At 52.5% G+C, this 14,683-nt stretch carries 11 protein-coding genes; 4 read left to right on the top strand and 7 right to left on the bottom strand.

Translation table 11 applies throughout. The annotated features are described in order from the left end of the window. Positions 1-68: 68 nt before the first annotated feature. The 5 genes from BZG72_RS10510 to glnA form a co-directional block, all read right to left on the bottom strand. Positions 69-2,621, bottom strand: a complete 2,553-nt coding sequence (locus BZG72_RS10510; RefSeq protein ID WP_077666756.1) for a bifunctional diguanylate cyclase/phosphodiesterase — start codon at positions 2,619-2,621, stop codon at positions 69-71. A gap of 111 nt (positions 2,622-2,732) precedes the next feature. Continuing rightward, complete coding sequence (glnG, locus tag BZG72_RS10505; protein WP_077579492.1) at positions 2,733-4,142, bottom strand: nitrogen regulation protein NR(I); 1,410 nt, start codon at positions 4,140-4,142, stop codon at positions 2,733-2,735. Then, positions 4,135-5,199, bottom strand: coding sequence for a nitrogen regulation protein NR(II) (gene glnL, locus BZG72_RS10500; RefSeq protein ID WP_046074446.1), 1,065 nt, complete (start codon positions 5,197-5,199; stop codon positions 4,135-4,137). The genes glnG and glnL overlap by 8 nt, the downstream gene beginning before the upstream one ends. A 109-nt stretch (positions 5,200-5,308) precedes the next feature. Then, entirely contained in the window at positions 5,309-5,848 is a 540-nt protein-coding gene (locus tag BZG72_RS10495) for a DUF4124 domain-containing protein (protein ID WP_077666755.1), read from the bottom strand. 112 nt (positions 5,849-5,960) lie between these two features. After that, positions 5,961-7,370 carry a glutamate--ammonia ligase gene (glnA, locus tag BZG72_RS10490; RefSeq protein ID WP_046074445.1) on the bottom strand — a complete coding sequence of 470 codons (1,410 nt, stop codon included), beginning with the start codon at positions 7,368-7,370 and terminating at the stop codon, positions 5,961-5,963. Positions 7,371-7,888: 518 nt separating this feature from the next. Between glnA and typA the strand changes: the two genes are divergently transcribed. Then, a complete protein-coding gene (typA, locus tag BZG72_RS10485; RefSeq protein WP_046074444.1) occupies positions 7,889-9,715 on the top strand; it encodes a translational GTPase TypA in 1,827 nt (608 codons plus the stop codon). Between the two features lie 67 nt (positions 9,716-9,782). On the opposite strand, the gene BZG72_RS10480 is transcribed toward typA, so the two are convergent. Continuing rightward, positions 9,783-10,418, bottom strand: coding sequence for a DUF2959 domain-containing protein (locus BZG72_RS10480; protein ID WP_443508084.1), 636 nt, complete (start codon positions 10,416-10,418; stop codon positions 9,783-9,785). A 70-nt stretch (positions 10,419-10,488) separates the two neighbouring features. Between BZG72_RS10480 and BZG72_RS10475 the strand changes: the two genes are divergently transcribed. From BZG72_RS10475 to BZG72_RS10465, 3 genes are read left to right on the top strand one after another with little or no spacing between them, the layout of a single operon-like run. Continuing rightward, a complete protein-coding gene (locus tag BZG72_RS10475) occupies positions 10,489-11,457 on the top strand; it encodes a virulence factor BrkB family protein (RefSeq protein ID WP_077579495.1) in 969 nt (322 codons plus the stop codon). Beyond that, positions 11,429-11,863 carry a D-aminoacyl-tRNA deacylase gene (dtd, locus tag BZG72_RS10470; RefSeq protein WP_077666753.1) on the top strand — a complete coding sequence of 145 codons (435 nt, stop codon included), beginning with the start codon at positions 11,429-11,431 and terminating at the stop codon, positions 11,861-11,863. The genes BZG72_RS10475 and dtd overlap by 29 nt, the downstream gene beginning before the upstream one ends. A 27-nt stretch (positions 11,864-11,890) precedes the next feature. Next, positions 11,891-12,835 (top strand): bifunctional GNAT family N-acetyltransferase/hotdog fold thioesterase, encoded by a 945-nt coding sequence (locus tag BZG72_RS10465; RefSeq protein WP_046074441.1) that lies wholly within the window; start codon positions 11,891-11,893, stop codon positions 12,833-12,835. Here BZG72_RS10465 and BZG72_RS10460 read toward each other — a convergent pair. After that, on the bottom strand, positions 12,832-14,676 hold the full coding sequence (locus tag BZG72_RS10460) for an AsmA family protein (protein ID WP_077666752.1): 1,845 nt from the start codon (positions 14,674-14,676) through the stop codon (positions 12,832-12,834). The two genes, BZG72_RS10465 and BZG72_RS10460, sit on opposite strands and share 4 nt — an antisense overlap. Positions 14,677-14,683 lie beyond the last annotated feature (7 nt).

Raw genomic sequence — 14,683 nt, 5'->3', positions numbered from 1 at the left:
TGAGTTGGGGCTCAGTATAGCGAGTGACCTGCTCATCGTCAGTAGTCAGTGTGTCGATGGCGTGACAGCTATCGCGTGGGGAGCTTGTCCGTTACCCGTTCTGTTGGTTGCTCGGTGAGGGGCAGAGGTTTGGCAAACAAGAAACCTTGTGCAAAATGGCAACCGATGTCGCGCAGCCGCTCTGCTTCTTCCTGGGTTTCTATCCCTTCGGCCACTAGGTGTACATCCATGCCACGTGTCATAGCAACCACGGCTTCAATGATGCGTTGGTTGGTGCTGTTTTCAGTCATCGAGTGAACGAAGCTGCGATCAATCTTAAGGCTATCAAACGCCATTTGGTGAAGGTATGCCAGCGATGAATAGCCGGTGCCAAAGTCATCGATAGCAATTTTAATTCCCAGCGCACGGATTTTGGTTAACCCTGAAGTTGCCAAGTGTTCGTGGCTCATCAGCTGTGACTCAGTGATCTCCAAGGTTAAATTATCCGCTGGCAGTTGAGTACGATCCAGCACGCTTTGCAGTTTGTCGATAAAGTCGGCCGACAGTAGCTGACGAGCGGATAAGTTCACGTGTAGCTGATAATTGGCTGGCCATAAGCCTTTTTGAATCTGCGCCACGGTGTCATAGGCGGCTTGCTCAAGTACCTGCATGCCGATTTGATTAATCAAGCCACTTTGTTCGGCCACGGGAATGAATTCAGCCGGGGAGACCATGCCGCGTGTAGGGTGGCGCCAGCGCACCAAGGCTTCTGCGCCGCAGAACCGGCCATCAAGCAAGCGGACAAAGGGTTGGTAATAGACCTCAAACTGGTGATGCTGAACGGCGTGATGAAGCTCGAGGAGAAGCCGTGATTGCTCTTGAATCCGTGCCTGCATATTGGCTTCAAAGTACACGTACATCGCTGTTTCACTGCGTTTGGCTTCACTCAATGCGAGACCAGCGTGATCAAGGCCTTCATAGATGGCATCGCCAAAGGTGTAGCCAAAGACTACGCCCGCACATGCGTCGACCAGGACATCATCGTTGCCGATGGTGACGGGGCGCTTAAATAAACTCAGTAACTGATCGACCAATGCCTCTGATTGCGTTCGGTTAGTGGTATTGGGCGCGAGAACGGCGAACTCATCGCCACGTACGCGTGCCAGTAGCATCCCAGAGCCATCGGAGAGGGCGCTGAGTCGATCGGCAATCGCGCATAAAAGCGTGTCCCCGCCTTCTTGTCCCAGGCTGTCATTAATATTACGAAAGCCATTGATCCCCAAAATCACCAAGGTATTGGGAGCGTGATAGCGTAAGCCCGTGGCCTGTTCAATCAAGCCTTCCCGCGTATAAAGTTGCGTGAGGTTATCTTGGCGGACTTGTTGGCGCAGCGCATCGAAAGAGTGCTGCAATTTGACCGACATATTGTTAAACGCTTCTTTGAGTATCGCGATTTCCCGCAGGCTTGCGGGTGTATTAATGCGGTAAGTCAAATTGCCGGATGCCAGTTTGGCTGCCGCTTCAGCGGTGTCTCTCAATGGGCGAGTCAGTTGGCGTATAATGAAATACACCACCGCAAGCCCGACCAGTGCCATGGCTACCACCAGATAAATACTGATTTCTTGCTGGCTAAGAAGGTTTTTTAACAGTAGCTGATCGGGCAGTGCGACCACCACATACCACTGATGCTGAAAGGGAGCGGGCATCGCCACTTTTTTAATGGTGCCATAAAAATGGCCCTTATCGGCAATATCGAAATTAAAGGGCTTGCCTAAACGGCTGGGGTCGGGCGGCCACGCATTTGCGACCTGGCTAATCGTATTGTCGAGGACTGGATTATGGGTAATATCAGGAAAATGTAAGATATTGCTGGGGCTCTCTTGGCCACTGTGGGCGACCATTCGGCCCTCATCGTCGACAATAAATAATGCCCCGCCGAGCTTTTGTTGACGTTCGCTGAGGAAGCGGTTAAACGCATTGAGCTTGATGTCGCTGGCGACCACGCCCCACACATTATCATCGACCATCACCGGGGCGATGGCCGATAAGGAGACTTCACCAACTTCATCGGCATCACGGTAAATGTCGGTCCAGCGCGGTTGCTCGCGATTAAAAGCAGGAATGTACCATGGTCGGATGCGTGGGTCGTAATCGCTGTCTTGGTAAACGACGTTAGCGTTTGGCGTGCGGCCATCAAAAATACGCAGCGTGCCTTGGGTTGCGTCACTCTGCTCCATCAAAATATATTGACCCGCTTGGCTTTTGCGGTAGCCAAAATACGTCCCTTCGGCATCCACCCCAATACTGAGTACCTGCATGTAAGGCATGGCTTGGTAGAGGGAGGTGTAGCTATTGAGAAGATAATCACGCAGCCCTGAGTCAGTCATTGGCGCATCGCCAAGCCGGGCGGCTAGGCTGTCGGCGACAAAGATGTTGGCATTAAAGGGGTGAGCAAGATACTGGCGCAAGTCTCGCTCAATACCGACGGAGTAGTCTTCGAGTAACAATTTGCCGACAAATTGCGAGCTGGCGCGATAGTGGTTGTTGATGGTAATAATGATCACGACCAACGTCAGTGTTAGGACGAGAAACACGGGAAGCATAACGGCAGCGCGTATTGACAATGGGCGTACGTTTCTCATCAGGACAACAACTTCACTCTTATCAGAAAAATAACACGATTGTTGGATTTTACCTCAATCTCTTTACTTAAATTTAGCAGAGGTTCAAAGAGTGTCAGTTTCAATAATGAGTTACGACTCAATATTTAGCTCTTTGAGTTTGCGTGTCAGGGTATTACGTCCCCACCCTAAAATTTTAGCCGCCTCTTGTTTGTGGCCATGAGTGTGCTTGAGCGCCGACTGCAACAAGATGCGTTCGACGCTGGGTAGCGCTTGTTGCAAAATGCCGTGTTGCCCTTGTGTTATCGCATCTTGAGCCCATTGGGTGAGGGCTTGCTGCCAATCATGTGCTTCACTGTCGGCCACCGTGCTGGGCTGGTTGAGCAGTTCCCTTGGGAGATCGGAGGGAAGCACTTCCTTACTGCTGGCCATCACGGTCAGCCATCGGCAGGTGTTTTCTAGCTGGCGGACGTTACCCGGCCAAGGTAACTGGCTCATCATGGTTTCTGTGTCTGGGTGGAGTTGCTTGGCTTCGACATCCAGCTCTTTGGCGGCGCGGGCAAGAAAATGCTGACATAGCTGGGGAATATCTTGGCGCCTATCTTTGAGTGAGGGTAGATGAACGCGGATCACGTTCAAGCGGTGAAACAGGTCGTCTCGGAAACTGCCTTCTGTCACCAAGCGTTCGAGATCTTGGTGGGTAGCCGCGATAATGCGCACATCCACATCGACCGCCGCGTGACCGCCGACCCGATAGAATTGACCATCCGCTAGCACACGCAGTAAACGCGTTTGCACATCCAATGGCATATCGCCAATTTCATCGAGAAATAACGTCCCCCCATTGGCTTGCTCAAAGCGTCCTTGCCTGACCGCGTTGGCTCCAGTAAATGCGCCTTTTTCATGACCGAACAGCTCGGACTCAATCAAGTCTTTGGGGATGGCGGCCATATTCAGGGCGATAAAGGCTTGATTGGCCCGCGGACTATGACGATGTAGCGCTTGGGCGACTAGCTCCTTACCCGTGCCCGACTCACCATTGATTAACACCGAAATCGAGGAGCGTGACAGCCGGCCAATGGCACGAAACACCTCTTGCATCGCGGGGGCCTCGCCGATGATCTCTGGTGTCTGCGTTTGCGGCTGTTGTGACGTTTGTTGCTTTTGCTGCTCTTTATAGTGGGCCAGTGCGCGCTCAACCAGAGCCAGCGCTTCATCAATATCAAACGGCTTGGGCAGGTATTCAAACGCGCCTTTTTGGTAGGCGTTAACCGCGGCATCTAAATCCGAGTGCGCGGTCATGATGATCACGGGTAAGTCAGGGTGTTGCTCTTGTACCGCTTTTAGCAGCGCCAGCCCATCGCTACCTGGCATGCGAATATCGGAGACCAACACATCAGGGCGACGTTCATGCAGGGCACTGAGTACATTTTCAGCATTGCTAAACGTATCGCAGGTGAGGCCGGCGGCACTGAGGGTGCGTTCCATCACCCAACGAATGGAGCTGTCATCATCAACAATCCAAATGGTCCCTTTACTCATGTGGCGTGTCCTTTTCAATGATTGGCAATTGGATGGTGAAGCAGGTATGGCCTGGCCAGCTATTCACGTCAATTTTGCCTTGATGCTGATCGATTAAATGATGGGTGATAGCGAGTCCAAGCCCATTGCCGTCAGCCTTGCTCGTCACCATGGGGTAGAACAAGGTGTCCTGCAGATGCGGCGCGATCCCGGGCCCATTGTCGATGATTTCAATTTGCGCGACCACTCGGTGACGCTCGCCATGGATCACGGTTTGAAAGCCTGTGCGCGTGCGGAGCGTCAAACAGGCGTCAGGCTGACCGCGTATGGCATCGGCAGCATTGGTGGCGACGTTGAGAATCGCTTGCTCAAGCTGCTCAGGATCCATCTCAAAATCGGGTAAGCTGGGGTCGTAATCGCGAATGATCTGGATGCCTTCGTGGTTATCGAGGCTGATCAATTGGCGGACTTTTTCCAACACAACGTGAATGTTTTGTCGTTGGCGCAACCCAGGGCGCTGTGGCCCCAGTAAACGGTCGACCAAGTTTCGCAATCGGTCGGCTTGCTCGATAATAATTTGCGTATATTCAGCCAAGCTCGCATCAGGCAGCATCTTTTCTAGCAACTGTGCCGCCCCGCGTAAGCCGCCGAGCGGGTTTTTTATTTCATGTGCCAAGCCGCGTACCAACTCTTTTGCCGCTTGTTGTTGCGCTTTTTGGGTAAGCTCCTTACTGATCCTTTGTTGTTGGCTGACCACATTCACTTCCAGTAACAGCCGTCCCTCATCTGCTTGATCAAACAACGGACTGGCGCTGAGTTGCACCTTTTGTGGCTGGCCGTCCACCACCCAGGTCACATCACTGTCCGTCAAGCTTTGCCCGGCACGTGTGGTGTTGGCAATTTGTCCCCAGTCGACGCTGGCGTGCTGAATCTGCGCGGTGAGCGGTTGTGTCAGCAGGCGCCTGGCACTTTGGTGCATCAGCTGCTCGGCGGCCGCGTTGACGTACTGAATACGCCATTGGCTATCCACCACAATGATCGCGGTGAGAAGATGATCGAACAGTTGAGCGGGGGTCATCTGTGTTGCGTCCTTGTTTGCACTATTTTGGTGCATTGAGTGTAATCGAGATCCTTGCTTGATGCAGCTTGCACTGCTGGGTTTGTGAATTCATCGGCGTTGTCGCGGGTTAATCATGCGTTCGATGTGGCTGATTCACATGGGCGCGATGCAAATACACTTGATGCTCAGAGGATGATGCAATTACCTTGCCGCTTTCTAAATAGCGGACTTGAAAACGATGGGTGCCCCTGTCTACCGGGCCGAGGTGCCATTGTAGTGTGAGCTGTGAGGCGCTGCGCGTCTGTTTAGGGTGAGCCTGAACGGGGTTACCGTCCATCACCAGCTGGACCTGGTCGCTTGGGGAAGCCGCCGGAGCAAGGGTGGCTTTTACTGAAACCTTACCGGGATTACTACGTAACGTCGCGCCATCACTGGGGTGAACCAGTGTGATCGCCACGTTTGATTGACTGGCGGGCTGGGTGGTTGTCTGCGGCGGTTGCGTTAACGATGGCGACACCGGCGAGGGAGCATAATGCCGCACTTGGTGGGGCGCATTGGGAGGCTGATCACTGATATGCCATTGTCCGTTTTGATCCCGCCATTGGTAAATCGTGCCAGCCTGGCAGGTGACAGTGAGGCTGAACACGATGATGGCTATCCAGCGCATCGCTTACCCTTCTTTTTCTGCAGATATGGACCATGATAAGCCACATCGTGCGGGTAAAAAGCACAAAAAAGCCCACCTGCGAGGTGGGCAACAATTTGCGTTGTTTGCGCGCTTATACCGAGTAGTACAGCTCGAATTCTACGGGATGCGTGGTCATTTGGATGCGCTCAACATCTTCGCCTTTCAGCGTGATGTAAGAATCAATGAAGTCATCCGAGAATACGCCACCTGTGGTCAAGAATTCACGATCCGCGTCAAGCGCTTGCAGGGCCTCTTTCAGTGACTCGGCAACGGTTGGGATTTCCGCTGCTTCTTCCGCTGGCAAGTCGTACAAGTCTTTGTCCATGGCATCGCCAGGATGAATCTTGTTCTTAATCCCGTCTAGGCCAGCCATTAGCATGGCAGCGAAGCAGAGATACGGGTTGGCTGTTGGATCGGCAAAGCGAAGCTCAATACGGCGTGCTTTCGGGCTCGGTACCACAGGGATACGGATTGACGCTGAGCGGTTACGTGCTGAGTAAGCCAACATGACCGGCGCTTCAAAGCCTGGGACCAGACGCTTATACGAGTTGGTTGAGGCGTTGGCGAATGCGTTGATCGCACGCGCGTGCTTGATGACACCGCCAATGTAGTACAGTGCGGTTTCAGACAAACCACCGTATTTGTCACCGGCAAACAGGTTTTGACCATCTTTGGCAAGCGACTGGTGGACGTGCATCCCTGAACCATTGTCACCAACCAGTGGCTTAGGCATAAAGGTTGCCGTTTTACCAAAGGCGTGCGCGACATTGTGAACCACGTATTTGTAGATTTGAATTTCGTCGGCTTTGGTGGTCAAGGTGTTGAAACGGGTGGCAATTTCATTCTGACCCGCGGTCGCTACCTCGTGGTGATGTGCTTCAACCACTAGACCCATTTCCTCCATCACTAATGACATGGCAGAACGGATGTCTTGTGATGAATCAACCGGTGCAACTGGGAAATAACCGCCTTTCACACCAGGGCGGTGACCTTTGTTACCCCCTTCGAGAGCAGTGCCTGAGTTCCAGCTTGCTTCGACGTCGTCAATTTTGTAGAACGAGCCAGCCATATCGGTGGCAAATTTGACGTCGTCGAATAAGAAGAACTCTGGCTCAGGACCGATGAGAACGGTATCGGCGATGCCGGTTGCGCGCATGTAATCTTCTGCGCGTTTAGCAATTGAGCGTGGGTCACGGTCGTAGCCTTGCATGGTTGAAGGCTCAAGAATGTCACAACGGATATTCAGGGTGCTTTCCTCGGTAAAAGGGTCAAGCACGGCAGAGCTTGGGTCAGGCATCATCACCATGTCTGACTCATTAATGCCTTTCCAGCCCGCAACCGATGAGCCATCAAACATTTTGCCTTCTTCAAAGAAGTCATCATCAATCTGATGTGAGGGAATAGAAACATGCTGCTCTTTACCCTTGGTATCGGTAAAGCGCAGGTCGATGAATTTCACCTCGTTTTCTTGGATCAGTGCGAGCACGTTTTCTACTGACATGTGAAATAACCTCCGGTGTCAAATTGAGTAAATAGCGAGTTGGCTCCTTGCTTCATGACAAAGCGAAAACCGTGCCAACAATTTTAAGCCGCGCCAAACCGCGTTTAACGCGATAAAACCGTGTGCAGCCTGGGTCAAAAGCGTGCATTGTGCACCATTGTAGTGCAAACATGATCGCATATGGTGCAAGGGGCAAAGACGGTGCGCCGCTTTGCACGAGATGCGTGCAGGCATCGTCCCCTCTCTTTGTAGCAGACAATGCATGACAAGAGTGTGGACGGTCTTTAAAAATTCATTTTTTCTCTCATCACGATGAATCCTTGTATTTGCACAATAAATAATCAACTGTGACAGGGTGAACCCTGAGTGACGGTGAGCCAATTCACATAATAAGGTGGGTTTTGCGACAAAATCTGGTACATTACGGCCGTTTTTTTAATCAGGTGGCGGTGCCGTCGTGTTAGCATAGCTCGCCAACTTCGGCGCGCGCCCCGTCTATCGAGTGAAAAAGAGAGTCCATGACCAAAATACAGACAGATAAACTAAGAAATATCGCCATTATTGCCCACGTTGACCACGGTAAAACCACGCTAGTGGATAAGCTGCTGCAGCAATCCGGTACGCTGGCTTCCCGCGGTGAGGTGGAAGAGCGTGTCATGGACTCAAACGACATTGAGAAAGAACGTGGCATTACCATCTTGGCCAAGAACACTGCCATTAACTGGAATGACTACCGCATCAACATCGTTGATACCCCAGGACACGCCGACTTTGGTGGTGAGGTTGAGCGTATCATGTCGATGGTTGACTCCGTACTACTGGTCGTCGATGCGGTAGACGGCCCGATGCCGCAAACCCGTTTTGTGACCCAAAAAGCCTTTGCCCATGGTTTGAAACCGATTGTGGTGATCAACAAGATTGACCGCCCTGGGGCGCGTCCTGACTGGGTGATGGATCAAGTCTTTGACTTGTTTGACACTCTCGGTGCGTCGGATGAGCAATTGGATTTCCAAGTGGTTTACGCGTCAGCCCTTAACGGCTGGGCGAGCCTAGAAGAAACCACAGAAGGCGAGGATATGGAGCCGCTGTTCAATGCGATCGTTGATAACGTTGATGCACCGGATGTCGATATCACCACGCCGCTGCAAATGCAGGTGTCTCAGCTGGATTATAACTCTTATGTGGGTGTGATCGGCGTGGGTCGTATTACACGTGGCTCGGTTAAGCCGAACCAGCAAGTCACGATTGTGAGTGCAGATGGCAGCAAGCGTAACGGTAAAGTCGGCAGTGTTTTGGGCTACATGGGCCTAGAGCGTCATGACGTTGATGAAGCCTCTGCGGGCGATATTATTGCCATTACGGGATTGGGTGAGCTGAAAATCTCAGACACGATTTGCGATCCAAGTAATGTGGAAGCCTTGCCTGCACTGACGGTGGATGAGCCCACTGTGACCATGACCTTCCAGGTGAATACCTCGCCGTTTGCAGGTCTCGAAGGTAAATACGTTACGTCACGTAATATCCTTGAGCGTCTGCAAAAAGAGCTGGTCCACAATGTGGCACTGCGCGTGGAAGAGACCGATAACCCAGATAAATTCCGCGTGTCTGGCCGTGGTGAACTCCATCTGTCTATTTTGATCGAAAACATGCGTCGCGAAGGCTTTGAGCTGGCGGTATCGCGCCCAGAAGTGATCATCAAAGAAGAAAACGGCGAGAAATTCGAACCGTTTGAGACAGTGACCATTGACGTGCTCGAAGAGCATCAAGGTGGCGTGATGGAAAGCATCGGTCTGCGTAAAGGCGAGCTGACGAACATGCTTCCAGATGGTAAAGGCCGTGTACGCATGGACTTTGTGATGCCATCACGTGGTCTGATTGGTTTCCAAACAGAGTTTTTAACACTGACCTCTGGCTCGGGGCTGATTTATCATACCTTTGACCATTACGGTAAGTACAAAGGTGGCGATATTGGCCAGCGCATTAATGGTGTGTTGATCTCAAATGCGGCAGGTAAAGCACTGACTTACGCACTGTTTAACTTGCAAGACCGCGGACGCTTGTTTGCCGAGCACGGTGACGAAGTATACGAAGGTCAGGTGATTGGTATTCATAATCGTGCCAACGATCTGACCGTTAACTGCTTGAAAGGTAAGCAGCTGACCAACGTTCGTGCATCAGGTACTGATGACGCGCAGGTATTGAGCCCAGCGATCAAGTACACCTTGGAGCAGGCGCTTGAGTTTATCGATGATGATGAACTGGTTGAAGCGACGCCGGAGAGCATTCGTATCCGTAAGAAGCTATTGACCGAAACCGAGCGTAAGCGCGCAGGTCGTAAAGGTTAATCACGCGGGCATCACCGCGCGATGTGGACAAAGGGCACCCTCGGGTGCCTTTTTTATTGGCTAGCGTTTAATTGAGGGTTTGGATAAAGCGATTTGACGCTTGGATTGCGCGTTGCATGTCAGCGACTGCGCGGTCTATCTCGCCCGAAAGGGCATCCAACTCACCTTGTAATGCACCAATCGCGCGGGCATTGAGGTTGTGTTTGAGATAAAGGCGGTTATCTTGCAGCGTGTTTAGCACTGGCGTCATGGTTTTTTCCGCACGACGCATCGCATCACGTAACCGCTCGTACTCCTTGCGGGTTTGACGCAAGCGTTGCTCACTATCACGCTGCAGGCGTCGATTGGTGTACAAGTCTAATTCTTCTTCCCACTCATCAAACAGCGCTTCAGAGACGGACTCAAGCGCATCAATCCGCTCGCGCACGCGGGTGACCGCATCATGACTTTGTTGATACTGGTTATCCACTGCCTCGTAAGCAGCTTGTAACTCACCGCCGTCAAACTGGGTAAGCTGGCTTAATGCTTGCCGTGCATCCTTAAACTGAGATTGCGCTTCTTGCTGCGCATCAGCGGCGTCTTCCACGCGATCAACCATGATATCGCGCTTATGGATGCCCACTTGCTCCATGGCCGAGTAGTAGGCAGACTGACAGCCAGTGAGTAGGGTGAAGCCGATAACAAAAACAAAGATAGCCCGCACAGGCAACTCCTTAATCATAAATCATGTACACTCATTACGCTTAAGGCTAACACAAGGTTAAGGTGGAAGGATGCGCAAAATTGGGATCCTGGATGAGAAAAGGTGGTGTCATTATCGTCATTGGTTGATGGCGATGCTGACCCATTTATGGCGGCGTATGGGCGAAGATCGGCTCACGGTGAGTGCGGGCCATATGGCGTATGTGACCCTATTATCTTTGGTCCCCTTGGTGACCGTGGTTTTATCCGCCTTTTCGAGTTTTCCTGGTTTTTCAGAGGTGGGTGAGACGTTACAGCAGTTTGTGATTAACAACTTTGTGCCAGCTGCTGGCGAGGTGGTGGCACGCTACCTCAATGAGTTTGTTGCTAATGCCGGTAAAATGACGGCAGTGGGGGTGAGTTTCTTGTTTGTGGTGGCCATCATGCTGATTTCCGCCATCGACAAAAGCCTGAATCACACCTTTAAAATTCAGACCAAGCGACCCACAATGATCGCCTTTTCCATCTATTGGATGGTGCTCACCTTAGGGCCAATCCTTATTGGCACCAGCATTGCGTTGAGCTCCTATTTAACCTCGCTGTCGTTATTACAAAGCGGGATTGCCAATGATTTGTTTACCACCTTATTGCGCGTTTTGCCCTTTATCCTGACCACATTGACCTTCATGGGGCTTTATACGTTGGTCCCCAATACGCGCGTGCGTCTGCGCCATGCCTTTGCCGGGGCGGCGGTGGCGAGTATCCTGTTTGAATTAAGCAAGAAAGTCTTCGCCCTCTATGTGACGCACTTTCCTTCTTATCAACTGATTTATGGCGCGTTGGCGGTGATACCCATTCTCTTTGTCTGGGTGTATTTTAGTTGGTGTATCGTCTTGTTTGGTGCCCAAGTGACGGCGACGCTGAGAGAGTCTGAACGTTGGTGGCCGCGCGCGGAGGGCGACGCTTCTCATTTTGGGTCGAGCGCTCTGGATGCGTCATCTCCCCCTTTAACCATTGAAAAAGAGGAAACCCATGATCGCCCTCATTCAACGCGTGAGTGAAGCCAATGTGACCGTAGAAGGCACTCGCGTGGGCTGTATAGGAAAAGGCTTGGTCGTGCTGCTAGGTGTCGAGAAAGGCGACACCGAGACTCAGGCAGCCAAGCTGGCGCATAAAGTGCGCGGTTATCGCGTCTTTGAAGATGACGAAGGAAAAACGAATCTCAATGTGTCACAGGCAGGGGGATCGTTACTGGTGGTCTCTCAGTTCACCCTCGCGGCTGACACGAAAAAAGGAATGCGTCCAAGTTTTTCAGGGGCCTCACCCGCCGAAGCGGAACGCCTGTATGAGGTGTTTTGCCATGATTGCCAACAGGCTGGCGTGAAGACGCAAACCGGTCAGTTTGCTGCAGATATGAAGGTGAGCTTGGTCAATGATGGGCCGGTGACTTTCTGGCTTCAGGTATAAATGTGCGCCTAACAGGGAGAGATAGGCATGTTTAAAATCGTCACGCCACGCACAGAGCAAGAGCTTGCGCGTTATTATGACTTTCGCTATCGCATGTTGCGCGAGCCTTGGCATGCGCCGCGCGGCTCAGAGCGCGATGCCTACGATGGCAATGCCTGTCATCGCATGATTGTCGACAGTGATGATGACCCCGTTGCCATCGGGCGTCTTTACTTAACCCCAGACAACGATGGTCAGATCCGTTATATGGCGGTCTCTCCCGATTTTCGTAATCGTGGCCTCGGGGCGCTCATATTAATGGCACTAGAGTCATTGGCCCGGCAAGAGGGGGCCAAGCGTCTTGTGTGCAGTGCGCGAGAAGAGGCGGTAAGCTTTTATGCTCAACATGACTTCATTCGTCAGGGGGATCTCAGTGATGAGCGCGGGCCGATTCGTCATCAACAGATGGTGAAACCCTTAGACCCTTTGTCTGATGTGGTACGTCATCCTGAGTGGTGTACCGAGCTGCAGCAGCGCTGGCAAGAACAAATCCCTATCAGCGATAAAATGGGGGTGCAGATCAGCCAATTCACCGGCTATCACTTTGAAGTGTGTGCCAATTTAAATGCCAATTTGAACCCGCGTCACACCATGTTTGCGGGCAGCATTTTTAGTCTTGCCACGCTCGCGGGTTGGGGAATGGTGTGGCTGTTAATGAAAGAGCGTCAACTCAGTGCGGATATTGTCCTCGCAGACAGCCACATTCGTTATCGTCGCCCGGTGGCGGAGCGGCCAAGGGCGAGTGTATCGCTGGATAACTTGAGCGGTGAGCTTGATAGGCTGGAAAACGGTCGTCGGGCGCGTGTCACGCTCGAAGTCGAGTTTTTTAGTGGCGACGATAAGGCCGGCGTGTTTACCGGCACTTATGTGTTGCTGCCATCAGACGATGGCGCCACCGCACAGCCTGCCCCTCAGTTGGCACTACTGCGTTAACGTACACTTGGGGTGGCGGTTTGATAAATCGGCCAATCAATCGACACGGATGTGTCCCCCTGAAGAATACCCGTGATATGGCCACGGTCGGCTTTTAGAGAAAGTTGTTCAAACGGGAACGACCGCGACTGGCGTTGCTGGGTTGGYGCTTTTTGAAACCACCCAGACATTCGTTCTGGCCAGCCTTTATCTGGCGTGACATCCGCGTGACCATTCAGCAGGGTAACCGCAAGGGTGCCATTTAACCCCACGTTGAAACTTTCGGTATCAGACGCCAGCCCAGACCATTGCCCTTGAAGATCGTGAAACCCGCTTAAAGGCAGCGGCCAGTCAAACCATGATTGATAAAGGGATAAGGGGACGTGTAGGCCGTCAATTTGGAATGACCATGGTAGGCTCGGCGTGTTGTAATTCCACTGGCCGGAGGCAGCAAGCTGACCATCGGAAAAACCCAGTAATAATTGACGTAGATTGACGAGCCCATCGCTCGCTTCTACGCGTAAGTAGGGTTCAGCCAGCCACTGCTGATTGATGCTGGCATAGCTGGCGCTCGCGGTCAGTGTTCCATGGCGTAATTGCCACTGCGTGTCATGCCGCAGACGCAGATCGCGCCCATCGATATCAATGCCATCCACCTTGATCGGGAACCCTGGCGATAACGCTAACCACTCATTGTGTTTCAGCGACAGATCGGTAATGACGATATGTGGCGGCCAATCTGGCAATGCGCCTATCAGCGGCCTAAGCCGTTCGCGGCTGAGGGTGAGGCCATTGGCGCGTAGCCTGTCTATCTGCCAAGCCTGGGGCGAAAATTGGCCGGAAAGCGCGATAAATCCTTCATGCCACTGGCTGGTGAATTGATTGACTATCCACGTATCACCGCGACGCTCCAGCTCCCCTAACGGTTGCTCCCACGTTTGCCCTTGCCAACGGATATAGTCGGCATTAAACGAGGCGCGTAGCTGAGGTTGATGCCACCAAGGCGACTGAGGGGTAAACGCTAATTGTTCCGCTGAAAAGGTCAGGGCATTGACCGACAGATGATCCGTTTCGGCACTGAGTTGACGGACGTCCGCTCGAGCGATGGTGACCTGGGTGTTTGACGGCCAATGTGACAAGGCTTCGCGGAGCCGCTGTTGTGTTTGCTCACTATCCACAATGGCATTGCTAATGGTCAATTGGCTCAAGGCGAGTGCACCAGGTTGCCATTGCCCTTGGGCGCTAAAGGCAGCACGTTGCCATTGAAATGAGACGCCATTGAGTTGCCAGCCTTTTGGCGAGGGTTGGGCATCTAGGAGGGCATCAGAGACCGTTAGGTCGTGCCAATCGATCTGTTTGGCTTCCCATTGCGCGCGACCACGGACCGATCCCCATGGTGAGTCGCCCTTTTGCCACTTATCAAGCTGGGCACTCACTTGGTGCGCTTGCCAATCTCCTCCAATGAGATTTAGGTCGTTGAACAAGATACGACCGATTTGCAGGGACGCAGGCAACATCTCTAGGCTAGGTGGTGGCGTGCGGCCCGTCAGATCGATAGACAGGCCATCAATCCGCAGCCAGTGAATGTGTGGCAATCGCGTAGCATCAAGTTGTACGCGCAGCCGGTCGGCCTGCCAGTGTTGCGGACCGACGTGATAGCTAGGCTTAGTGAGGGTCAAACTCAGTGGCTGACGCCAATGATAGACCACCTGTTTGGCGGAGAGATCGCCCGGCAGCAAAGGTGACACGACATGATGAAACAGCGCGGTGCTGTAGCGCGTGTGAAAGAGGACTGCTAACACCAATAATGCGGTGACACAGAGAATGAAAAAGCTGGCGAACAGTTTGGCCAGGATGCGCATGAACCAA

The organism is Salinivibrio sp. PR6 (assembly GCF_001995955.1).
Lineage (GTDB): Bacteria > Pseudomonadota > Gammaproteobacteria > Enterobacterales > Vibrionaceae > Salinivibrio > Salinivibrio siamensis.
The sequence above is the reverse complement of the archived record's forward strand: the minus strand, read 5'-3'. Positions and strand labels throughout refer to the sequence as shown.